We start from the raw sequence: 23,272 nt of genomic DNA, 5'->3' as shown, positions 1-23,272 counted from the left end.
GAGAGGTCACGATCAACGGATGCGCAGGTCAGCCATGCTATACGGGCGCATCCGGTTGATCGCGCGCGGGGTCGCTCAGACGTTGAAGTACTTCGCCTCCGGGTGGTGGACCACGAGCGCGGACGTGGCCTGCTCGGGGTGGAGCTGGAACTCCTCCGACAGGGTCACCCCGATCCGCGACGGGTCGAGCAGCTCCATCAGCTGAACCTGATCCTCCAGGTTCGGGCAGGCCGGGTAGCCGAAGGAGTAGCGGCACCCGGCGATGTTGACCTTGAGCATGTCGGCCAGCGTCTCGTCGCCGCCGATGCCCAGCTCGGAGCGGACCCGGGCGTGCCAGTACTCGGCGAGCGCCTCGGTGAGCTGGACGGACAGGCCGTGAAGCTCCAGGTAGTCGCGGTAGGAGTCCTTCGCGAACAGCTCGGCGGCGGCCTCGCTGATGCGGCTGCCCATCGTGGCCACCTGGAAGGCGACCACGTCCACCTCGCCGGAGTCGCGCGACCGGAAGAAGTCCGACAGGCACAGGTGCCGGTCCCGGCGCTGGCGCGGGAAGGTGAAGCGGGTGCGCTCGTTGCCGGCCTCGTCGAGGATGACCAGGTCGTCGCCCTCGCTGACGCACGGGAAGTAGCCGTAGGCGACGGCCGCCTCGAGCAGCCCCTCGGTCTGCAGCCGGTCCAGCCACATGCGCAACCGCGGGCGGCCCTCCAGCTCGACGAGCTCCTCGTAGGACGGCCCCTCGCCGCCGCGCGCCGCCTTGAGGCCCCACTGGCCCATGAAGGTGGCCCGCTCGTCGAGGAAGGACGCGTACTCGGCGAGCGGGATGCCCTTGACCACCCGGTCGCCGAGGAAGGGCGCGCGCGGGACGGGGTTGTCCGCGGCGACGTCGGACCTGGCGGGCAGCTGCTCGACCGGGGTGCGGGTGAGGACCGCGCCGGTCTTCACCCGGCGGGCGCGCAGCGCGGGCAGCTCCGCGCCCTGCTCGCCGCGCTTGACCGCCATGAAGGCGTCCATCAGCCGCAGGCCCTCGAAGGCGTCCCTGGCGTAGCGGACCTCGCCCTGGAACAGGTCGGCCAGGTCCTGCTCGACGTACGCCCGGGTCAGCGCGGCGCCGCCGAGGAGCACGGGGAATCTCTCGGCCATGCCCCTGGAGTTCATCTCCTCCAGGTTCTCCTTCATGATGACCGTCGACTTCACCAGGAGACCGGACATGCCGATCACGTCGGCCTTCTTGTCCTCGGCGGCCTCCAGGATCGCCGAAACCGGCTGCTTGATGCCGAGGTTGACCACCTCGTAGCCGTTGTTGGACAGGATGATGTCCACGAGGTTCTTGCCGATGTCGTGCACGTCACCCTTGACCGTGGCGAGGACGATGCGCCCCTTGCCGCCTCCATCGACCCGGTCCATGTAGGGCTCCAGGTAGGCGACCGCGCTCTTCATCACCTCGGCCGACTGGAGCACGAACGGGAGCTGCATCTCGCCGGAGCCGAACAGCTCGCCGACCGTCTTCATGCCGTCGAGCAGCACGTCGTTGATGATCTCCAGGGCGGGCCGCTGCGCGAGCGCCTCGTCCAGGTCGGCCTCCAGGCCCTTCTTCTCGCCGTCGATGATGCGGCGCTTGAGCCGCTCCCACAGCGGGAGCCCCGCCAGCTCGGCGGCCTTGGTCGCCTTCAGCTCGGCGGCGTCCACGCCCTCGAACAGCTCCATGAACCGCTGCAGCGGGTCGTAGCCCTCGCGGCGTCGGTCGTACACCATGTCGAGCGCGACCTGGCGCTGCTCGTCGGGGATCCGCGACATCGGCAGGATCTTGGACGCGTGGACGATCGCCGAGTCGAGCCCGGCGTTGACGCACTCGTTGAGGAAGACCGAGTTCAGCACCATGCGGGCGGCCGGGTTCAGGCCGAACGATATGTTGGACAGGCCCAGCGTCGTCTGCACGGTGGGGTGGCGCCGCTTGAGCTCGCGGATCGCCTCCAGGGTCTCCAGACCGTCGCGCCTGGTCTCCTCCTGGCCGGTGGCGATGGGGAACGTGAGGCAGTCGACGATGATGTCCTCGACCCGCATGCCCCAGTTGTGGACCAGGTCCTCGATGAGGCGGTCGGCGATCCTGACCTTGCTCTCGGTCGTACGGGCCTGGCCCTCCTCGTCGATGGTCAGCGCCACGACGGCCGCGCCGTGCTCCCTGACCACCCGCATGATCCGGGTGAACCGCGAGTCGGGCCCGTCACCGTCCTCGTAGTTGACCGAGTTGACGACGGCCCGGCCGCCGAGCATCTCCAGGCCGGCCTCGATGACGGCGGGCTCGGTGGAGTCGATCACGATCGGCAGTGTGGAGGCGGTGGCGAACCGGAACGCCAGCTCGCGCATGTCGTTCACGCCGTCGCGACCGACGTAGTCGATGCACAGGTCCAGCATGTGGGCGCCGTCCCGGGCCTGCGCCCGGGCGATCTCGACGCACTCCTCATGGTTCCCGGCGAGCATCGCCTCGCGGAACGCCTTGGACCCGTTGGCGTTGGTGCGCTCGCCGATGGCGAGGAAGGAGGTGTCCTGCCGGAACGGCACGTGCTGGTAGAGCGAGGACGCGCCCGCCTCGGGACGGGGACGCCGGGCCTCGCGCCGCCGGCCGCGAATGCGCTCGACGACGTGGCGCAGGTGCTCGGGGGTGGTGCCGCAGCAGCCGCCGACCAGGGCGAGGCCGTAGTCGCGGGTGAACGCCTCGTGCGCGTCGGCGAGTTCCGCGGGCGTGAGCGGATAGTGGGCGCCGTCGGCGGTGAGCTCCGGCAGGCCGGCGTTGGGCATGCACGACAGCGGCAGCCGGCTGTGCCGGGCCAGGTAGCGCAGGTGCTCGCTCATCTCGGTCGGCCCGGTCGCGCAGTTGAGGCCGATCATGTCGACGCCGAGCGGCTCGACCGCGGTCAGCGCGGCCCCGATCTCCGAGCCGAGCAGCATGGCGCCGTTGGTCTCGATCGTCACCTGGGCGATGACCGGAACGTCGCGGCCGGCCGCCTCGACGGCCCGCTTGGCGCCCACCACGGCGGCCTTCACCTGGAGCAGGTCCTGGCACGTCTCGATGATGATGGCGTCGGCGCCGCCGGCGATCAGGCCCGCCGCGTTGTCACGGTACGCGTCACGGAGCGTGGCGTACGGCAGGTGGCCGAGTGTGGGGAGCTTGGTGCCGGGGCCCATCGAGCCGAGCACGAAGCGGGGGTGCTCCGGAGTGGACCAGCGGTCGGCCTCCTCGCGGGCGAGGCCGGCGCCGGCCTCGGACAGCTCGAAGATGCGGTCGGAGATGCCGTATTCACCGAGCGCGGCGTGGTTGGCGTTGAAGGTGTTGGTCTCGACACAGTCGACGCCCACCGCGAGGTAGGCGTCGTGCACGGCCCGCACGATGTCGGGTCTGCTGACGTTGAGGACGTCGTTGCAGCCCTCGTGCCCCTGGAAGTCGTCGATCGTGGGGTCGTAGGACTGCAGCATCGTGCCCATCGCCCCGTCCGCCACAAGCACGCGCTCGGACAGGGCTCTACGGAAGGACAGTCCACTCGTCATGGGCCAAGCCTATCCGGCCCCGCGCCAGGCCTATTGGACAATACGGCCAATAAGAACGCGCGGGGTCCGCGCCCGGTTCCGTCCCGCGCCGGAGCGGACGATCATGTTGGGCGCGTGGGTGACGCCGGAGGCTCCCCACCGAATAGTCTTATGAAAAGGTCACATCCCTGTGGGCCAGTGAAGGAGGCGGCGCGTGATCGAGCTCGAAGGGCTCCCTGAGCTCGTCGACCCGGTGCTGATCGCCGCGTTCGAAGGGTGGAACGACGCGGGGGAAGCGTCCAGCGGAGTGCTCGCGCACCTTGAGTCGGAGTGGAAGGCCACCCCGCTGGTCGAGCTGGACCCGGAGGACTACTACGACTTCCAGGTGACCCGGCCACTGGTGGAGATGGGCGACGACGGCCTGACCCGGTCCATCGTCTGGCCGACCACCCGGCTGCTGCTCGCCCGGCCGCCGGGCGCGCAGCGCGACGTCCTGCTGCTGCGCGGCATCGAGCCGAACATGCGCTGGCGTTCGTACTGCGCGGAGATCGTGGGCCTGTGCCATGAGCTCGGCGTGGAGCTGGCGGTGCTGCTGGGCGCGCTGCTCAACGACTCGCCGCACACGCGGCCGGTGCCGATCACCGGCTCGGTGAGCGACCCCGGGATGGCGCGCGCGCTCAACCTGGAGCTGACCAAGTACGAGGGCCCGACGGGCATCGTCGGCGTACTCCAGCACTCCCTCGGCTCGGCCGGGCTGCGCACCGTCTCGTTGTGGGCGTCGGTGCCGCACTACGTCGCCCAGCCGCCGAACCCCAAGGCCACCCTCGCGCTGCTGCGCCGGATCGAGGACATGCTCGACCTGCCGATGCCGTACGGCGACCTGGCCGAGGAGGCCAGGGCGTGGGAGCACGGCGTGGACGAACTGGCCGCGCAGGACACCGAGGTCGCCGAGTACGTCCGCGAGCTGGAGGAGCGCAAGGACGCCACCGAGCTGCCCGAGGCGAGCGGCGACGCCATCGCGGCCGAGTTCGAGCGCTACCTGAGGCGCAGGGACCGCGGCACCGACGGCTGACCGGCCGGAAGCGAACAACCCGAGGCGTCGCCCAAGGCCGGGCGGCGATCCGCGCACGATTACTCTCCGCAACCACACGAAGATCGCACATGGCGCGCGGCGCGTCATCGGTTCCGCGGCGGCAACGGTGTAATGGGGATCTACCCGAGATTGGACCGCGCCCGGTGTGGGCATTTCGTTGTGGTGTCGTCGTAGCCGCGGGGAGCGTGCATGATTGTCCGGCAGATCCGCATGTTCGGTGATTCTTCGCTACGCGACGTAGCCGAACCGGTCACCGCCTTCGACCGGTCCGTACGCGACCTCGTCCGGGCGCTCACCGCGACCATGCGGGCCGGGGCGGGACGGGCGGGGCTCGCCGCGCCCCAGATCGGCGTCCCGCTCCGGGTGATCGCCTTCGAGGTGGAGGGGCGGGCCGGCCACATCGTCAACCCGCGCCTGGAGGCCTCCGGCCGGCTGATCCGGGCCGACGAGGCGTGCCTGTCGGCTCCCGGGATGTGGTGGCCGCTGGAACGCTCCTTCTCCGCCGTCGCCCGCGGCCGCGACATGTACGGCAAGCCGATCACGGTGCGCGCCATCGGCACGCTGGCGCGGGTGCTCCAGCACGAGGCCGACCACCTGGACGGTGTCCTCTTCATCGACCACCTGCCCGCAGAGGAGCGGGAGCGCTTCCTCGCCGCCATCCCGTGACGGCCGCCGCGGCCGGTTCCGCCCGCCAGACCGGGTGGAAATGGCGCCAAACAGGGCGCAGGACAGGACAGCGGACATATCTGTCACTATCCGACCGCGAGGAGTAGCCGTCTCCGACCTTGGGGACGATGGCTTCGACCTCCCCAGCGGATGTGGAAACCCCGAGAATCCACGCTCAACTCGGGGAGGGTCAACATGTCCGTGTTCCACCGCGGTCTCACGCCGACTGGTGAGCCCGCACGTCCCGGCGACCTCGGGCCGGCTCCCGAGGTCGTACGCACACGCGGTCTCACACCGGCTGCGGCGAACGACTCGCCCGCGCTCAGCAGGCGGGCGTTCCTGGCGCTCGGAGGCGGCATCGCGGGCGGAGCGTTGCTCCGGCCGCCCGCTCCCCCGGGCGCGCCGGGGAGCACGCGGACGCCGGGCGCACCAGGCACGCCGGGCGCGCCGACCGGCGGGGCCGCGACGACCGGGGCGCCCGCGGGCACTGCGGCGGCCGCGCAACCGGCCGGTGCCGCAGGCGCCGCCAGCGCCGCTTCGGGCGGCGCGGCGACCGGCACTGCCGCGGGCGCGGCGGTGGGGACGGCCGGCACAGAGATGGCCGGTACCGAGATGGCCGACACGGCGATGGCCGGCATGGAGATGACGGGCACCGAGATGGCCCGCGCAGAGATGGCCGGCACAGTGGCGACGGGCGCGACCAGCGCGGGCACAGGCATGACGGGCATGACGGGTAAGACGGGCACGACGCGCACGGGCCTGCGGGGGGCCGCGCCGATCGCCCGGCTCACCACGGGAACCGCGTTAGCCCTCCCGCCGCACATCTATACCCGGCAGGAGTGGCGGGCCCGCGCGCCGCGGCGGCGCGCCCAGGTGGTGCACCACGGGCCCGACCGGATCGTCATCCACCACACCGCGACCGCCAACGTCTCCGACACCGGGATCGACGCCGCCTTCCGGCTCTCGCAGGCGATCCAGCGTTACCACATGTACCGCAACGGCTGGAACGACATCGGCCAGCAGTTCACGGTCAGCCGCGGCGGCTACGTCATGGAGGGGAGGAACGGCACGCTCGCCGCCATCGCGCGCGGGGAGCACGTGGTCGGCGCGCACACGGCCAACCACAACAACCACACGCTCGGCATCGAGACCGAGGGCACGTACATGAAGGAGCTGCCTCCGCAGCGGCAGATCGACGCGCTGACCCGCCTCGCCGCCTGGCTCTGCGGGGTCTACGGGCTCGACCCGACCGTGGCGATCGTCGGCCACCGCGACCTCAACACCACGTCGTGTCCCGGCGACCGTTTCTACGCATACCTGCCGGAGCTGCGCCGCCAGGTGGTCCGGCGGATGGCGCAGTTCCAGGACCCCGGGCAGGCGGCTGCCCTGGCGGCCCGGGCGGCGCGGGCCGCGCCGCCGGTGCCGTTCGAGCGCCGGCCGCCGCGACGGCTCGCGCTTCCGGGCAGGGGGGACTTCCTCGGGAGCGGCGTGCCCTTCGAGCACGGCCCGTCCTTGGGACGGCGCGACATTACGGACTGACGAATTGACGGGCTCGGCGCGGGCGTGGGATCGGACCGTTTCCACGCCCGCGCGGCCGCATCGGGGGCCGGCCAGGCGGCGCACGACGGTTGGATCACGTTTTGGGAACGCGGTAAACGGGACGAGGAATCCGGACGTCAGCGTTGACACCCTACCGCGCGCTTGGTCAGATGAGTTTAACGATCAGCCGCCGCCGGGGGTCACGCGGTTTATCCCTCCTCCGATTCCGTGCCCCGCGTCGGCGCGAAGACCGAGTTCGGCGAGGGTGTGGGGGCATTGCGCGAGATCCGCTCGAAAATCGGGGCAAAAGGCGTACCACGCGATCGGCCGCCCGGGACATAGATCAGGAATGTAACGTAGCCCTCGTTTTTCGCCGGATTTTCGGTCGTCCTGCCAACCTGACCGGGCCGTCGCGAGACCTAACAGGTACGTTCCAACGTCCTCGCTGATAGCGACGGGCAATGTGCCCCCGCGCCGATGACGCCGTCAGCACCATGCCCCGAATGCCCCCGGAGGATCCTCATAACATGAACCCCGAGAGCACCAAATCTATCTCGCGTTCACATTTAACGACATTCACTCACAAGCCGTCCAGCGACGGATTTATCCGCTTAACGCCTGATATGGCGATATCCCCGCGCGTCAGCGTCGTGGTCCCCGCCCTCAACGAGGCCGAGAACCTCCCGCACGTCTTCGCCACGCTCCCCCGCTGGGTGAGCGAGGTCGTCCTGGTCGACGGCAACTCGACCGACGACACCGTCGCGGTGGCCCGGCGGCTGCGGCCCGGCCTGCGCGTGGTCCAGCAGAGCGGGAAGGGCAAGGGCGACGCGCTGGCCGCCGGGTTCGCGGCCTGCACGGGCGACATCATCGTGATGATCGACGCCGACGGCTCCACCGACGGCCGCGAGATCATCAGGTTCGTCGGCGCGCTGGTCGCCGGCGCCGACTACGCCAAGGGGTCGCGGTTCGCCAGCGGCGGCGGCAGCGACGACATCACCCTCTGCCGGCGCCTCGGCAACTTCGTGCTCAGCACGCTGGTCAACCGGCTCTACGGCACCCGCTACACCGACCTGTGCTACGGCTACAACGCCTTCTGGGCCCGCCACCTCGACGTGCTCGGCCTCGACTGCGACGGTTTCGAAGTCGAGACGCTGATGAACATCCGCGTCGCCAAGGCCGGGCTGCGGGTGCACGAGATCCCCAGCCACGAGCGCAACCGCATTCATGGGACGAGCAACCTGCGCGCGGTCCGGGACGGGTGGCGGGTGCTCAAGACGATCGTGCGCGAGCGCGCGAAGCGGACGGCGGCGCCCGTCCGGACCCCCGCCCAGGCCCCGCCCGCGGCGGCCGACCAGGGGGCCGCGTGACCGTCCGCACGGCTCCGCCGCTTCGCGATTCCCCTTGCGGCGCGGCGGTGTCCTGCCGGACAATCACGTCGATCTTGCCGTGCCGCCGCCCGCGGCGCGGCGTCGCCGTCCGGCCCGATGTGGGGGTACCCGCTGTGCCGCTGGAAGCAGCCCCGTGACTGAGATCCTCCCTCGCACGACGCCCGACGACGTGACGCGGGAGGATCAGGGGCGCGCGACTCGCGGCGCACGCTTCACCCTCGGCCTGCGCGACCCCCTGCTCAGGAACGCGTACGCGCTCATGGTCAGCGCGGTCGGCTCCGGCGGACTCGGCCTGATCTACTGGGTGCTCGCGGCCCGCCTGTACGACACGGCGAACGGCGGCCGCGCGATGGCCGCGATCGGGGCGATGCGCCTTCTCGCCGCGATCACGTCGTTCGGCTTCGTCGGCACCCTCACGCGGTTCATCCCGGACGCCGGCCGGGCGACGGGCCGGTTCATCCGCTCGGTCTACCTGGTCTCCCTCGCCGCGGCGGGCCTGGCGACCGTGGTCTTCCTGCTCACCCTGGACCGGTGGGGGGACAACTACCGCGACCTGGCCGGGCTCGGCCCGGGGACGCTGTTCGTCGGCGCGGTGCTCGTCTGGGTCGTCTTCACCCTCCAGGACGTGGCGCTGACCGGGCTGCGGAAGGCGACCTGGGTCCCGTTCAGCACCATCGGGTCGAGCCTCGTCAAGATCGTGCTGCTGGTCGCGCTGGCCCGGCTCCTGCCCGCGGCCGGGATCACCGTGTCGTGGGTGGTCGCGGTCGCGCTGTCCATGGTGCCGGTCAACCTGCTGATGTTCCGCAGGCTTGTCCCGCGCCACGCGCGCGACACCGCGGACCGCACGCCGCCCACCCTGCGCGCCGTCGGACGGTTCCTCGCGGGCGACTACCTGGGATCCACGTTCATCCTGGCGATCACGTATCTGCTGCCGGTGATCGTGGGCGTCCACGTGGACGCGACGACGTACAACTACTACTACAGCACCGGGATGCTGGGCGGCATCCTGGAGATGCTCGCCTTCACGATGGCCTCCTCGCTGACCGTGGAGGCCGTCTTCGACTCGGCCGGGCTCGCCCGGCACGCCCGCCGTGCGCTCGCCCGCTCGCTGGCGGTCCTCGCCCCGGCAGTGCTCGCCGTCGTCGTGCTCGCGCCGTACGTCATGGCGGTGTTCGGGCCGGGGCACGCCGCGCACGCGACCGCCCTGCTGCGGCTCATCGCCCTGGCCGCGCTGCCCCGCGCGGTGATCGAGATCTATCTGGGCGTGCTGCGGGCGCGCAGCCGCGCCAGGACGCTCGCCGTCGTCCAGGGCGCGATGTGCGCCCTCGCGTTCGGCGGCGCCTTCCTGCTGCTCCCCCGCCTCGGGATCAACGGCGTGGGCACGGCCCTCCTGGTCGCGCAGCTCGCGGTGGCGCTCGCGATCGCGCCCTCCCTGCTGCGCGCGTTGATCGTCCCGGGACACGCCCCGACCGGCCCGGTCTCACGCATGATGGTCTCCGTGGCCACCATCCCCCACCGTGCCGGCGCCCTCGTCTCCTCGCTCGGCCGGGCCGTGCCGACCCGCGCCGGCGGCCCCGGGCCGGGCTGGGCGGAACGGGCGCGACGCTGGGTGCTGCCGGTGCTCGCCACCGAGGGTTTCGCGATCTTCGTGATCGCGCTGGTCACCCCGCGCACCTCGCTGACCGGCGTCGACGCGGACCGGATGAACGGCCTCGGCCTGGTCTCCGTCCTCCCTCCGGTGGCGCTCGGCGGTCTGGCGCTGCTCATCGCGTCGTTCTTCGTGACGCTGACGCAGCGCCGCTACCGTCCGGTCCTGCTGCTCCTGCAGCTCTTCGCCGTCACCTTCTGCCTGCACGGCGCGTCGGCGCTCGTCTCCGGCGAGCCGCGGTTCCCGACGGCCTGGCTGCACGCGGGGTTCGTGGAGTTCATCGCGCGCAGCGGCGAGACGCTGCCCGGCCTGGACGCGCGCTTCAGCTGGCCCGGGTTCTTCTCGCTGTTCGCCTTCGTCGGCAGCGCGATGGGCATGGACGACCTGCGCCAGTTCATGAACTGGTACCCGGTCGCCGCGAACATCCTCTACCTGGTCCCCCTGCTGCTGATCCTGCGCCGGATGCGCGCCGACCGGCGGGCCAAGTGGCTGGCCGCGATCCTGTTCGTCACCCTCCAGTGGATCGGCCAGGACTACTTCTCGCCGCAGGGCACCACGTACTTCATGTACCTGCTGTTCCTGGCGATCATCGTCACCTGGTTCGGCAGGGAGGAGCGCGCCGGGCCGGGCCGGCCGCCGCGTACGGTGTTCGGCCGGATCGCCCGGCTGCTCGACGCGGCGGACCCCGGCGAGTTCGCCTCCCGCCCCGCGGACGGGATGACGCGGATCGTGCTGTTCGCCGTCCTGATCGTGCTCGGCGCCGCGGCCACCGCGAGCCACCAGATCACCCCGTTCATGATGACCTCGGCCGCCCTCGGCCTGGTGATCGTACGGCGCTGCTCGCTGAGCACGCTGCCGTGGCTGGTCGGCGGGCTGGCCGTCGCGTGGGTGAGCTACCTGGCCACGCCGTACTGGGCGGGTCACCTCGGGGACATGTTCGGCGCCTTCGGGTCGCTGGTGAACAACCTGACCACCAACACCACCGGCCGGATCGCCGCCTCGACCGGCGACCCGGTGCACGCGCTCGTGCTGAAGGTGCGGCTCGGCTTCGCCGTCGCGCTCGCGCTGCTGGCCGGGATCGGCCTGCTGCGCCGGCTGCGGCGCCGGGTGATCGACCGGGTCGCCCTGGTACTCACCGTGCTGCCGGTGTCCGCCATGGCCATGCAGAGCTACGGCGGCGAGATGGGGCTGCGCGTCTACTTCTTCATGCTGCCCGGGGCCTGCCTGCTCGCGGCGTACGCGTTCTTCCCCAGCTCGCCCGACAGCGTGCGGCTGCGCGAGGTCCGCCAGACCCGGCCGGCCCGCTCCGCCCTGGTGCGGCTGCGGGCCCGTCTCCCGATGGCGCTCGCCTTCGTGACCGTGCTCAGCCTCGCCGGCGGCTTCTACATCGCCAAGTACGGCAACGAGCAGTTCGAGCGGGTGACCTCCGGTGAGGCCGCGGCGCTCGACTACATCTACGCCCACGACAAGCCGAGCGCGCGCGTCCTGATGCTGACCCCGACCGAGGAGAAACCCGGCACGGTGACGGGCGACACGGCCTACAGCGTGATCCCGTGGCGGGAGAAGCACGTCGAGCGGATCGAGTGGCTGGGCGTCTCCCCGCCGGTCGATCCCACCGACGTCGCGCCGATCGTGGCGGCACTGCGTGAGACGGGGCCGGGCACCTTCCTGCTGGCCGCGCGCAGCCAGGAGACCATGATGGAGGTCACCGACCCGCTCGGCGACGGGTTCCCCCGCGACTGGGGCGTCCGGATGCGCGGGGCCATGGCCGCCTCCCCCGACCTCGTCACGCTGTACGCGAACCGGGACGCCGCGGTCTACGCGCTGCGCCGGCCCCCGGCGGGTTCGGTCCCCCCGGCGCCCGACCTCACGGTGACTCCGCCCGGCGGCACCCCCTGGACGCCTGTGGGCGTCGCCGCCGTCGTCCTGTACACCGGCGCGCTGATCTCCGCCGAGACGATGCGGCTGACCGGGTCGCCGCGGACGCGGACGCGCCGCCGCCTCATTCAGGCCGCCGCCGTCCTGGCGGTGATCGCGCTGGCCGTCGTGGTGGAGCGCTTTCTCACCCTCGGCCTCTGACGGTCAGCCGGTCAGCGGTCCGTCCAGCGCACCTCGTACGGCTTGAGCGTCAGCTCGCGGCCGTCCACCCGGGCGGTGAGACGGCGGTCGGTCGTGTTCACGACGATCGTCCGTCCGACACCGCCGAGAGCGCGCACCTGGGGCGTCGAGACGTCCACGGCGACCGGTTCGGTCCCTTCGGGGAACCGGTGGGCGAAGTCCCGCAGCAGCGCCAGCGCGGGCCGCGGGGTGCCGTCGTCTCCCGACCACAGGCAGAGCGGGCAGTCGCGGGTCTTCGGCCGGTGGGTGTCCCAGTAGAGCGCGGTGTCCGCGCCGCTCGCGGCCAGTTCGATCAGCGCCGCCGCCGTCACCGCCGTACGGCGCCGCTCGTCCCAGTCGAGCGCGGGACAGGCGCCGCCCGGCTCCAGTGAGGCGCAGGGCAGCGGGTAGAACTCGGCCCACCACACGGGCAGGCCGGAGCGCTCGCGCAGCCACGTGGTCATCGCGCCGAACTTGCCGAGCGCCCCGAACTCGTCCGGCCGGGACCGACCGTCCTCGCCGGTCACCCCTCCGTCGACGACCACGAAGTCCGCGCCCCGCTTGTGGCGCAGCCAGTAGTCCACCGCCTTGAGCACCTTGGGGTCCACCGCGCCCCAGGGACCGGCGACCTCGGAGCCGGCCGCGTCCCCGGCCCGGCTGGCCACCGGCACGTACGGCCCGCCCACCTTGATCGCCGGGTTCACCGCCTTGAGCGCGTCGTACACCTGGTTGTACAGCTCGGTGTAGGCGGCGGCGTTCCACTCCCGGCGCGGGCCGTCCCAGAAGCCCTTGAACTCGTTCCACACGATGAAGTGGCGGATGTTGGGATAGCGCCGGGCCACGGCCGCGGCCAGCCGGGCGAAGTCGGCGAAGTGCTCGCGCCGCGGGGCGACCTCCAGCAGACTCCAGTCGGTCGCGCCGGGGCGCCCGCCCTTCATCCAGTCGGGGGCGCAGCAGAGCGTGAGGACCGGGGCCGCCCCGGTCTCCGCCATGAGCCGCACCCGCTCGTCCAGGGAGGAGAAGTCGTACGCCCCCGGCTCGGGCTCCGGGTTGCCCGCCCCGAACCCCATGATGTGCTGGTTCTGCACGACGGGCCGGGCGCCCAGCTCCGCCCGCGCGCGCTCCGCGGCCGCCGGCTCGTCCTCGGTCACGCTGTACTGCGTGTGGGTCATGCCCCAGCGCGGCCACCGCTCAGGCGGGCCCGCCGCCCCCTCGAAGGAGAGCGGCGTCACCGCGGAGACCGGGCGCGGCGCCGTCGTCGCGCCACCCGCGCCTCCGGAGCGCCGGGCGGCGGCGCCCCCGAGGATCGCCGCCATCGCGGCGACCGTCACCACAAGGAGGCCGACCGCGAGCGGCCAACGAGGCGACCCCGTACCGGTCGAGTGCCGTCCCACGCGCGAAAGAATATCGAGGCGAGATAGACCTTGCGGGCGATTGGGGTCGCTTATCGGCTTTAAAGCGAGATTATGGCGTGGTGCAGATTTCTGTGATCCATCCCAGTGATCTCGGCGAACCGGAACTCGATCGGTGGCGAAAGTTCCAGGACGCGGATCCGGAACAGGACAATCCCTTTCTGTCCCCCGAGTTCGTCCAGAATGTCGGGATCCTCCGCCCGTACGTGCGTGTGGCCGTCATCGGCGACGGTTCGGGAATCGCGGGATTCTTTCCGTTCGAGAAACACCGCCTCGGCATCGGCCGCCCGGTCGCGGCGGGGCTCACCGACCTGCAGGGCATGGTGTACGCGCAGGGCCTGGAGCTCGACGCCGGACGGCTGCTGCGCGCCGCCGGCCTCGCCACGTGGGAGTTCGACCACCTCTCCGTGGCGCAGCCGATGTTCGCCCCCCACCACGCGGCCCGCTTCCCGTCCCCGGCCATCGACATCGCCGACGGGTTCGACGCGTACCTCACCGCGCTGCGGCGGCGCTCCCCGAAGACGCACAAGATGACGCGCTACCAGCGCGGACGGCTCGGCCGTGAGGTGGGCGAGGTCAGGCACGTCGCCGAGTCCGCCGACGGTGCCGCGCTGCGCGAGCTACTCGCCTGGAAGTCGGCGCAGTACCGCAGGACCGGCCGCACGGACAGGTTCGCGCATCCGTGGATCGTCGAGCTGGTGGAGCGGCTGCACGCGATCCGCACCGACCGCTTCGCCGGCGCCCTGTCGCTGCTGTACGCCGGGGACCGGCTGATCGCCGGGCACTTCGGCCTGCGCACCGGGACCCGGCTGTGCATGTGGTTCCCCACCTACGACGTCGAGTACGCCCGCTACTCCCCCGGCATGGTCATGCACCTGGACATCGCCCGGGACTTCGCCGCGATGGGCCTGACGCTGATCGACATGGGCCGGGGCGAGAAGGACTACAAGGAGAAGCTCAAGACCCGCGACCTGGAGGTGGCCGAGGGCCGGGTGGCCCGGCCGTCGCCGGGCGCGGCCGTACAGTGGCTGGCCCGCACGCCGGTGCGCGCGCTGCGCAACACCGTGCTGGCCAACCCCGTCCTGCGCGACCGCGCGGACCGGGTACTCAAGACCTACGCCCGGCTCAGGAGAACGTGACGGGCAGCCGCCGGATGGCGTGATTGAACGTGGACACCATGGGCTCGGGGGGCGCGGCGAGCCGGATGTCCGGCAGGCGGGTGAACAGCTCCTGGAAGAGTACGGTCAGCTCGCGCTTGGCCAGGTGGGCGCCCAGGCAGTAGTGGGCGCCCGGGCCGCCGAAGGCGACGTGCGGGTTGGGGCCGCGGGTGATGTCGAAGACGCCGGGGTCGGTGAAGACCCGCTCGTCCCGGTTGGCGGAGTTGTAGAACAGCACCACCTTGTCCCCGGGGGCGAGCCGCTGCCCGCGCAGCTCGTACTCCTTCGTCACGGTGCGCTGGAGCTGGGTGATGGGCGAGGCGTAGCGCACGATCTCGTCCACCGCGCCGGGCATGTGGCGGTCGTAGTCCGAGAGCAGCAGCTCGCGCTGCTCGGGGTGCTCGCTCAGCAGCGCGAGCGCGTGCGACATGGTGTGGCCGGGGGTGTCGATGCCGGCCACCACGAGGAGCAGGAAGAACGCGCCCAGCTCCATGCCGGTCAGCCGCTCGCCCTCGACGTCGGCGCCCGCCAGGGCGGAGATGACGTCGTCGCCGGGGTCCCGGCGCCGCTGCCTGCCCAACCGGATCACCAGGTTGCGCAGGCCGAAGGTGGCCCTGGTGTTCTTCAGCGCGTGCCGCAGCATCCCCTTGGGGTCACTGCGCACCGCCTGGTACTCCACGGTGTCGCGGACCCAGCGCATGACCTGCGGCCGGTCCTCGTCCGGGATGCCCAGCAGGTCGCAGACCACGTGCGTGGTGTAGTCCTGCGTGACCAGCTCGACGAAGTCGCCCGGACCGTGCGCGGCCAGGGCGCTCACGGCCTGCTCCGCGCGCCGCCGCATGGGCTCCTCCAGCCGCGCCATCATGCGGGGGGCGAACGCGCGGGAGACGATGCGCCGCAGCCGGGTGTGCTCGGGGGCGTCCTTGTTCTCCAGCGAGTCGCCGTAGATGTATTTCACCCATTTGGGGGGTTCTGGATTAGTAACCGCCGGGCTGTTGGCGAAAACCGCGCCGTTCCTGCTCGCCTCGGTCACGTCCGAGTGGCGGACTAGCGCGTAGAAACCCTTGCCCGCGCGCGCCAGGGGGACCTTGGGCTGGGCGAAGAACAAAGGACGCTCTTGCTCCCTGAGCCACGCGAAAGCCTCGTGTCGCTCGGAAACGGGCCGCTCCCAGAAGTCCAGCTTCGCAATGTCAAGATCAGCGGTGAGCTCCACTCCCAAAGGATCCCACATCGCGGCATTCCGTCACCCTAGAATGGGCATTCCCCCCGCCGCGAAAGGATCTCATGCAGATCTCGGTCATCCGCCCGAATGAACTCGGCCCCGGCGAACAGGCGGAATGGCGGTCGATGCAGGACTCCCAGCCGCATTTGGCCAGCCCGTTCCTCTCCCCGGAATTCACCATGGCCGTCGGCGAGGTGCGAGGCGACGCCTTCGTCGCGGTGCTCTCGGAGGGGAACCGCACCGTCGGATTCTTCCCGTTCGAACGCCATCCGATGGGGGTGGGAAAGCCGATCGCCGGCTGGGTCTCGCTGGCCCAGGGCGTCGTCCACCGGCCGGGGACCGAGATCGACGCCGCGCGTTTGCTGCGCGGCTGCGGGCTGGCCGTCTGGGAGTTCGAGTTCCTGGTCGGCGGCCAGCCGTGGTTCGCCCCGTACGCCGCGCTGGAGGCGGAGTCGGTGCTCATCGACGTGGGCGGCGGATACGACGACTACCTGGCCAAGGTGAAGGCCAACGCGCCGCGCACGCTCAAGATGGGCCTCTACCGTGAGCGCAAGCTCGGCCGCGACGTCGGGCCGCTGCGGGTGGAGTTGCACAGCGCCGACATCGCCGACCTGCGCACGCTGATGCGGTGGAAGTCGAGCCAGTACCGCCGCATCGGCCGCCCGGACCGGTTCGGGCAGCCGTGGGTGGTCGAACTGGTCGAGCGGCTGCACGCCGGCGACGCGCCCGGCTGCGCGGGCCTGCTGACCATGCTGTACGCCGGGGACACGCCGATCGCCGGGCACATCGGGCTGCGCTCGGGCCCGCTGCTGGCCGGCTGGTTCCCCGCCTACGACGCGGAGTATTCCAAGTACTCCCCCGGGCTGGTCCAGCACCTGCTGATGGCGAAGGCCGCCGCGCAGGACGGCATCACCCAGATGGACTGGAGCGTCAGCAAGGGCGACGACTACAAGCAGAACCTGCGCACGAGCGGCCACATGGTGTCCGAGGGGTGCGTACGCCGGCGCTCGGCCGGGGCGGCGCTGCACTGGGCCCGCCACTCCCCCGTCCGGGCCGCGAAGCAGTACGTGCTGGACCGGCCGCGCCTGTACGGCGTCGCCGACCGGGTGCTGCGGCGGTATGGGAACCTGCGCCGCGGGGCCGCGGCGGACTCGCGCGGCGACGGCGGCGCGGTCAGCTCGTAGCCCCGGCGGCCGCCAGCCGGGCGAGCACCCACGAGCGGCTCACCGCGTGCAGCGCCATCGCCGCGGCCACGTACGAGCGGATCTCCAGCGGGCTGGCGCGGAACGCCCGCGAGGCCCAGCGCAGCGCCTCGCGCCGCTGGCCGAGCATGCCCTTGGACAGGGCGATCTGCCCGGCGATGCGCGCGTGCCCGCGGCGCACCCCGGCGAAGTCGGGATACTCCCGCAGCAGCCACTCCAGCGCCTCGGCGATGACCGCCCAGTTCCCGGTGAAGTGGGAGGTGCGGCCGTGCACCCGGATCCGCACCCCCACCTGCCGCACGTACGCCACGGGAGCGTGCGCGGCCAGGCGCAGCAGCATCTCGTAGTCTTCGGCGAAGCCGCCGGGGATCTCCTCGGAGAACAGCCCGGCGGGACCGAGCAGCACATCTCTCCGCATCAGGAACGAGGACGGCGGCGCCTCCTTCACCCGGGAGCGCAGCAGGTCGGCGAAGGTGATCTCCGGCTTACCCCAGACGCACTCGCTGGTCCAGCCGTCGTGGAGGGACACGGCCCCGCAGGCGACGGAGCCCGCGTCGGGACGCCGCGCGAGCTCGGCGACCTGCGCGGACAGCTTGCCGGGCAGCCACGCGTCGTCGTCGTCGCAGAAGCCGACCAGGTCGGAGTCGGTGGCGAGGACGCCGGCGTTCCGGCTGGCGGGCAGCCCCGCCTGGCGGTCGCTGAGCATGACCCGCACCTCGCGCGCGGGGCCCGCGGCCAGCTCGGTGAGGCTCTCCTCGGGCGCCACCCGGTCGTGGACCACCATCACGGTGATCCGGCCCGGATAGTCCTGGCGAACGATCGACTCCACTGCCTCCCGCAGGAGCTCGGCACGGTCACCGCGGGTGCAGATGACGGCCGCCACCGAAGGCGGGCGCTCTTCGCTCATGACCGTGATCGTAGCAGCGCGGTCCGTTATTTATGGGGTTTGTGAGAAGGTGCGGCTTTCGCCGCGCACATGTACGTCACGATGCGATCACGAACCCGAAGGCGTGCTAATTGAATTCCTACACTTCTTAAGTGCCTGCGATCTGGATGTATCACTCAGTCGATCACTACACGTACGATCCCTACACGCTGACTGTCACTCCCGACAATTTTGAATCGCAGATCAGGTGGATCTACAAGCAGGACAAGCGCGGCGTGACGATGCGGGAGCTGCTCTCCGCCGATGACCGGAGCGGCATGATCGCGCTCACCTTCGACGACGGATACGCCGATTTCATGGAGCACGCGCTCCCCGTCCTGCGGCGCTACGACTTCACCGCGAGCCTGTACATCGTGTCGGGGCTGCTGAGCCAGTACAACAAGTGGGACGAGCCCGGTCCGCGCAAGGAGCTGATGAGCGCGGACGACCTGCGGCGCGCGTCCGACGCCGGCATGGAGATCGCCTCACACGGCCTGACCCACACCGCGCTGACCACGCTGGACGACAAGAGCCTGGCCAGGGAGCTGACCCGTAGCCGCGAGATCCTTCGTGAGATCACCGGCCAGCCCGCGGACGGCATCTGCTATCCGTACGGCTTCGCCGACGGGCGCGTGCTCGACGCGGTCCGCGCCGCCGGGTACGCCTACGGCTGCGTCACCGTCGATCCGTACCGGGAGCAGGGCCCCTTCGCCTACACCCGGTCCTGCATCGGCGACGGGTACGGCTCGCTGCGGCTGCGCGTCGCGCCGGCGGAGAAGTGGCTGCGCACCCAGCTCCGGCGGGCCCGGCCGGTCCGCGCGGCCGGGCACATCGCGGCGATCCCGCCACTGATCGACGGCATCGCCCGGCTCGCCGACAACCTCACCTGAGGGATGGCGGTCAGGAGGTCGCCCCGGCGGCGTTGAGGCGGCGCTGGACCCAGGAGCGGCTCACCGCGCGCATCGCCAGCGCGGTGACCACGTACGACCGGATCTCCAGCGGGTTGGCCAGGAACGCGCGCCACGCCCAGCGCAGCGCCGCGCCACGCCGGCCGAGCATGCCCCAGGCCAGGCTGATCTGCCCCGCCACGCGGGCGAACCCCCGGCGCTCCGCGCGGAACTCGGGATAGGTGGAAAGGAGCCACTCGTTGGCCTCGGCGATGGTCTCCCAGTCGCCGGTGAAGTGCGACGTGCGGCCGTGGCCGCGGACCCGGACCCCCACCTGGTGGGCGTACACGATGGGCGAGTGGCGCGCGGCGCGCAGCAGCATCTCGTAGTCCTCGGCGAAGCCGCCGGGGATCTCCTCGGAGAACAGTCCGATCGGGCCGAGGAGCGCGCCGCGGTAGACGAGGAAGGAGTCGGCGTTCGCCTCCTTCACCCGCGACATGAGCAGGTCGGCGTGCGCGATCTGCGGCTTGGGCCACATGCACTCGGCCGACCACCCGTCGTACATGGTCACCGCGCCGCAGGAGGCGAACAGCGCGCGGGGCCGCGCCCGCAGGGCCGTCACCTGGCCGGTGAGCTTGCCGGGCAACCAGGCGTCGTCGTCGTCGCAGAAGCCGACCAGCTCGGAGTCGGTGGCGAGGATGCCCGCGTTCCGGCTCGCCGGCAGCCCGGGACGGCGGTCGCTGAGCATGACGCGCACCTCGCGCGTGGGGCCGGCGCCCAGCTCGGTGAGGCTCTCGTCGGGCTCGGCGCGGTCGAACACCACCATCACGGTGATGCGACCCGGATAGTCCTGGGCGACGATCGACTCGACCGCCTCCCGCAGAAAGACGGCGCGGTCACCACGGGAGCAGATGACGGCCGCAACGGAAGGCCAGTTGTGGTCGCTCATGCCGAAAAATGCTACCTGAACGGATTATCGCCCGCGAGAAATCCAGCGGACCTCATATGGCGCAAGATCAATGACTTTTCGGTCAATTGTCGCTTTGACCGATTTATCCCGAGTGTTCACGACGACGATTCTGTCCGCCTGCCCGAGCGCGCGTACGGACGCGGGCGAGACGTTCACCGGCACGATCGGCGTGCCGCTGGGGAACGAGCGGGCGAACTCCTGGATGAGGCGGAGCATCGCGCTCGGCTGCCCGCCGTCCGACTCGCGCGGGTTCGTCCAGAGGCAGCCCTCGGGGCACTCCCCCCTCTCCTCCTGGCGGCTCCAGTAGAGGGCGGCGGTGGTCCTGCTCCGGGCGAACTCCATCATGGCCGCGGCGTGGACCGCGAGCCGCTTGTTCTCCGGCCAGCCGGAGCGGGCCGGCTCGGCGTACCACTCGGCCCACCAGATCGGCAGGTTCGTGTGCCGGCGCAGCCACGCGTTGACGGCGGAGAACTTCTTCAGCGCGCCGAACTCGTCGGGGACCATCCCCTTGTCGCTCTCGGACGTCCCGTCCACGACGATGAAGTCCGCGCCCTTGTTGTGCTTGATCCAGTATTTCAGCGCGTCGAGCACGCGCTGGTCCACGTTGCCCCAGTCGCCGTGCACCTCAGACGGCGCGTCGAACCCGCCCAGGGCCGGGTACGGCCCGCCGACCTCGATCTTGGGGTTGACGGCCTTGAGCGCCTGGTAGACCCGGTTGTACATGTCGGTGTAACCCTCGTAGTTCCACCGGTGCTTGTTCTCGTCGAAGAAGCCCTTGAGCTCGTTCCACACGATGAAGTGGGTGACGTCGGGATATCTGCGGGCGATCCGGGCGGCGAGGTCGGCGAAGTCCTGGTAGTGCTCGGGCAGCGGCGCCACCTCGATGCGGCTCCAGTTGGTACGGCCGGGGGTGCCGCCCTTCATCCAGTCGGGCGCGCAGCACAGGGTGATGACGGGGATGCCGTGGGTCTTGCGGATGAGGTCGATCCGCGCGTCCAGGCTGGCGAAGTCGTACACACCGGGGCGGGGCTCGGGGTTGAGCGCGCCGAAGCCCATGATGTGCTGGTTCTGCAGGACGCGCTTCTCGGCGATCGCGTTGCGGGCGACCCTGAGCGCCTGCCGCTGACCGTAGTCAACTGTGTACTGCGTATGCGTGAAGCCGAAGACGGGCCAGGTCGACGCGGTAGCGGCGGCCTCGGTGGCGGTGACCTCCACCCCGGAGACCGCCTGGCCGGACGCGCCGCCACCGAACGAGCAGGCGATCAGGATGAGCCCCAGAATCGTCGCACCGGCAACCATGCCGGCCCATCGGCGGAATCGAACACGCACCGTGTCTCCCCTTTGGGCCGGCCCACGCTCAGAGCCCCCGGCCTCGGCTCAAACGCTATAGCTTCCTTCACGCAAGCAGGCAAGGTTGAGGCGCGCCTGTGAGAACCTTGAGAGTCGGCTGACCGTCGGCGACGTCGGCGTGACGGTCAGAGCGCGACCCCGAGCAGCGCGTCGGCGACGTCCCGGACGAGCGCCGGGGCCTGCGCGTCGGTCCCTTCCTCCGCGGCCCATCGGTCGATCACGCGCAGCGCGCCCGGCGCGTCCAGGTCGGCGGCGATCAGCTCCCGAACCTCCTCGAGCACCGCCCGGCCGTCCGGGCCGGACGGACGCGCCATCGCCGCCCGCCAGCGGGCCAGCCTGGCCTCGGCCTCGTCGAGCTGGTCCGGCGTCCATTCCCAGTCCGTCCGGTAGTGCCGGTCCAGCAGCGCGAGCCGTACGGCCATGGGGTCGGTGCCCTGCCGCAGCCGGGAGACGAAGACGAGGTTGCCCCGGGACTTGGACATCTTCTCGCCGTCCAGGGCGACCATGCCGGCGTGCACGTACGCGCGGGCGAACGGCCACTCCCCGGTGGCGACGTGCCCCTCGCAGGCGCCCATCTCGTGGTGGGGGAAGATCAGGTCGGAGCCGCCGCCCGCGACGTCGAAGCCGGTGCCGAGGTTCGCCAGCGCGATCGCGGTGCACTCCACGTGCCAGCCGGGACGGCCCGGGCCGAACGGCGAGGGCCAGGACGGCTCACCTGGCCGGTGACCGCGCCACAGCAGCCAGTCGAGGGGGTGGCGCTTACCCTCGCGGTCGGGGTCGCCGCCGCGCTCGCCGAACAGTTCGAGCATCCGCTCCTCGGAGTAACCCGACACGGCGCCGAACTTCGGCGCCGCCGCCACCGAGAAGTAGACATCCTCGCCGATCCGGTACGTGGCGCCCCGGTCGCCGAGCCTCCCGATCAGCTCCGCGACCTGGTCGACGACCTCGGTCACACCGACGTACTCACGCGGCGGGATGATCCGCAGCGCCTCCATGTCGGTGCGGAAGAGCTCGATCTCACGCTCGGCCAGCTCCTGCCAGTCGACACCGGTCGCCTGGGCGCGCTCGAGGAGCGGATCGTCCACGTCCGTGGCGTTCTGGGTGTAGTGGACTTCATGGCCGGCGTCCCGCCACGCCCGGTTCACCAGATCAAACGCCAAGTAGGTGTTGGCATGCCCCAGGTGGGTCGCGTCGTAGGGGGTGATCCCGCAGACGTACAACCTGGCCTCGCCCTCCGGCCTGGTCTCACGGACCTCTCGCACGGCGGTGTCGTACAGGCGCAGGGGAAGACCCGGACCGGGCAGGGCGGGGATGTTAGGAGCAGACCACGATCGCATGAACCCGAGCCTATCCGCGCCGCGGAGAGCTCGGATCAGCTCCCCTCCCCGTCACACCGTCTCGACCTGGTGCCAGGACGAGACGTCTCCGGGGACGGGGCAGAAGTCGTAGCGCACACCCTCGTCCGCCAGGGCCACCAGGGTGACCGAGAGGGACGCGAAGATCCGGCCGTCCTCGGTGACCTGCCGGAAAACGAGGGCGCGGGGGTCCTCCAGGGGCAGGCCGTCTCCCGACGCGATCGGCAGCCACTCCCCCCAGAACCTGCGCGGGGAGCCGGAGCCCAGGCGCGCCGGACGTGGCGCCGCCGCGAACCTCGGCCGGAACCGGCTGACGCGCGGATTGTCGTCGCCGCGCTCCCACCCGCCGTTGACGATCATGTGGACGCCGGAGGGCAGCTTCTCCTCCGTCACCCGCTCGCCGTTCCAGCTCCACAGCCGTACGCCGTCGAGGCCGCCGACGACGAGGTGGAAGGGGTCGTAGGCGGCGAGGTCGATCCGGGGCAGTTCGCCGGTGTCCGCGGCGCGCAGCGGCAGGTCGCCCCGGGAACGCCGGATGTTCTCCGGCGCCGGCGTCCCCTGCCCGTTCAGCAGGGCGGCCACCCGCCGGTTGGCCGGGTCGACCGCCAGCCAGGTGCCGCCGGCCCGCAGGTCACGCCCGCCGATCAGCCCCGGATGGGCGGCCCAGTACCGCGCCGGGGACATCCACGGCCGCGACACGAACTCGTCCCTGACACCCGCGAGGAGCACCGGCACCCGAGCCTCGGGGTCGACACTCACGATTACCGTGCACAATGCTGGTTTCCCTCCAGAATCGGTAGAGACGCATGCAGAGTGCATGGTTTCGAACCATTTGCACAAGT

16 protein-coding genes are annotated in these 23,272 nt (G+C 71.2%); 8 read left to right on the top strand and 8 right to left on the bottom strand.

Annotated elements, in window-relative coordinates; all coding sequences use genetic code 11:
• Positions 1-75: 75 nt before the first annotated feature.
• The gene (gene metH / locus AWQ71_RS12455; protein ID WP_067131756.1) at positions 76-3,540 is read right to left on the bottom strand and encodes a methionine synthase; all 3,465 of its coding nucleotides are present in this window, start codon (positions 3,538-3,540) and stop codon (positions 76-78) included.
• Between the two features lie 193 nt (positions 3,541-3,733).
• Between metH and AWQ71_RS12450 the strand changes: the two genes are divergently transcribed.
• The 5 genes from AWQ71_RS12450 to AWQ71_RS12430 all read left to right on the top strand — a co-directional run bounded on the left by AWQ71_RS12450 (position 3,734) and on the right by AWQ71_RS12430 (position 11,932).
• The gene (locus AWQ71_RS12450) at positions 3,734-4,591 is read left to right on the top strand and encodes a PAC2 family protein (RefSeq protein WP_067131753.1); all 858 of its coding nucleotides are present in this window, start codon (positions 3,734-3,736) and stop codon (positions 4,589-4,591) included.
• 210 nt (positions 4,592-4,801) lie between these two features.
• Positions 4,802-5,278, top strand: a complete 477-nt coding sequence (locus AWQ71_RS12445; protein WP_067131750.1) for a peptide deformylase — start codon at positions 4,802-4,804, stop codon at positions 5,276-5,278.
• A 195-nt stretch (positions 5,279-5,473) separates the two neighbouring features.
• Complete coding sequence (locus AWQ71_RS43740) at positions 5,474-6,817, top strand: peptidoglycan recognition protein family protein (RefSeq protein WP_067131747.1); 1,344 nt, start codon at positions 5,474-5,476, stop codon at positions 6,815-6,817.
• A gap of 623 nt (positions 6,818-7,440) precedes the next feature.
• Positions 7,441-8,184 (top strand): glycosyltransferase family 2 protein, encoded by a 744-nt coding sequence (locus AWQ71_RS12435; protein WP_245658244.1) that lies wholly within the window; start codon positions 7,441-7,443, stop codon positions 8,182-8,184.
• A 154-nt stretch (positions 8,185-8,338) separates the two neighbouring features.
• On the top strand, positions 8,339-11,932 hold the full coding sequence (locus tag AWQ71_RS12430; protein ID WP_067131742.1) for a lipopolysaccharide biosynthesis protein: 3,594 nt from the start codon (positions 8,339-8,341) through the stop codon (positions 11,930-11,932).
• A gap of 11 nt (positions 11,933-11,943) precedes the next feature.
• On the opposite strand, the gene AWQ71_RS12425 is transcribed toward AWQ71_RS12430, so the two are convergent.
• The gene (locus AWQ71_RS12425) at positions 11,944-13,344 is read right to left on the bottom strand and encodes a GH39 family glycosyl hydrolase (protein WP_067131739.1); all 1,401 of its coding nucleotides are present in this window, start codon (positions 13,342-13,344) and stop codon (positions 11,944-11,946) included.
• A gap of 80 nt (positions 13,345-13,424) precedes the next feature.
• On the opposite strand from AWQ71_RS12425, the gene AWQ71_RS12420 reads away from it, so the two are divergent.
• Positions 13,425-14,501 carry a GNAT family N-acetyltransferase gene (locus tag AWQ71_RS12420; protein WP_067132327.1) on the top strand — a complete coding sequence of 359 codons (1,077 nt, stop codon included), beginning with the start codon at positions 13,425-13,427 and terminating at the stop codon, positions 14,499-14,501.
• Here AWQ71_RS12420 and AWQ71_RS12415 read toward each other — a convergent pair.
• The gene (locus tag AWQ71_RS12415; protein WP_245658243.1) at positions 14,488-15,627 is read right to left on the bottom strand and encodes a cytochrome P450; all 1,140 of its coding nucleotides are present in this window, start codon (positions 15,625-15,627) and stop codon (positions 14,488-14,490) included. The two genes, AWQ71_RS12420 and AWQ71_RS12415, sit on opposite strands and share 14 nt — an antisense overlap.
• A gap of 176 nt (positions 15,628-15,803) precedes the next feature.
• Between AWQ71_RS12415 and AWQ71_RS12410 the strand changes: the two genes are divergently transcribed.
• A complete protein-coding gene (locus tag AWQ71_RS12410; RefSeq protein ID WP_067131733.1) occupies positions 15,804-16,925 on the top strand; it encodes a GNAT family N-acetyltransferase in 1,122 nt (373 codons plus the stop codon).
• On the opposite strand, the gene AWQ71_RS12405 is transcribed toward AWQ71_RS12410, so the two are convergent.
• A complete protein-coding gene (locus AWQ71_RS12405; protein ID WP_067131730.1) occupies positions 16,915-17,850 on the bottom strand; it encodes a glycosyltransferase family 2 protein in 936 nt (311 codons plus the stop codon). The genes AWQ71_RS12410 and AWQ71_RS12405 overlap by 11 nt on opposite strands.
• A gap of 131 nt (positions 17,851-17,981) precedes the next feature.
• Here AWQ71_RS12405 and AWQ71_RS12400 point away from each other — a divergent pair, with 131 nt between their 5' ends.
• Positions 17,982-18,758, top strand: a complete 777-nt coding sequence (locus tag AWQ71_RS12400) for a polysaccharide deacetylase family protein (protein WP_218001759.1) — start codon at positions 17,982-17,984, stop codon at positions 18,756-18,758.
• Positions 18,759-18,768: 10 nt separating this feature from the next.
• Here the strand turns inward: AWQ71_RS12400 and AWQ71_RS12395 are convergent, their stop codons facing one another.
• From AWQ71_RS12395 to AWQ71_RS12380, 4 genes are all read right to left on the bottom strand, one after another.
• On the bottom strand, positions 18,769-19,704 hold the full coding sequence (locus tag AWQ71_RS12395) for a glycosyltransferase family 2 protein (RefSeq protein ID WP_067131724.1): 936 nt from the start codon (positions 19,702-19,704) through the stop codon (positions 18,769-18,771).
• A 24-nt stretch (positions 19,705-19,728) separates the two neighbouring features.
• Positions 19,729-21,054 (bottom strand): GH39 family glycosyl hydrolase, encoded by a 1,326-nt coding sequence (locus tag AWQ71_RS12390; RefSeq protein ID WP_245658242.1) that lies wholly within the window; start codon positions 21,052-21,054, stop codon positions 19,729-19,731.
• Between the two features lie 146 nt (positions 21,055-21,200).
• On the bottom strand, positions 21,201-22,412 hold the full coding sequence (gene mshC / locus AWQ71_RS12385; protein WP_084258818.1) for a cysteine--1-D-myo-inosityl 2-amino-2-deoxy-alpha-D-glucopyranoside ligase: 1,212 nt from the start codon (positions 22,410-22,412) through the stop codon (positions 21,201-21,203).
• Positions 22,413-22,463: 51 nt separating this feature from the next.
• Positions 22,464-23,189, bottom strand: a complete 726-nt coding sequence (locus AWQ71_RS12380) for an NRDE family protein (protein WP_369407198.1) — start codon at positions 23,187-23,189, stop codon at positions 22,464-22,466.
• Positions 23,190-23,272: the final 83 nt, after the last annotated feature.

Origin of the sequence: Microtetraspora malaysiensis (assembly GCF_001528665.1) — a bacterium.
GTDB lineage: Bacteria > Actinomycetota > Actinomycetes > Streptosporangiales > Streptosporangiaceae > Microtetraspora_A > Microtetraspora_A malaysiensis.
Note: the sequence above shows the minus strand (reverse complement) of the source record. Positions and strands in the feature narration are given on the sequence as shown.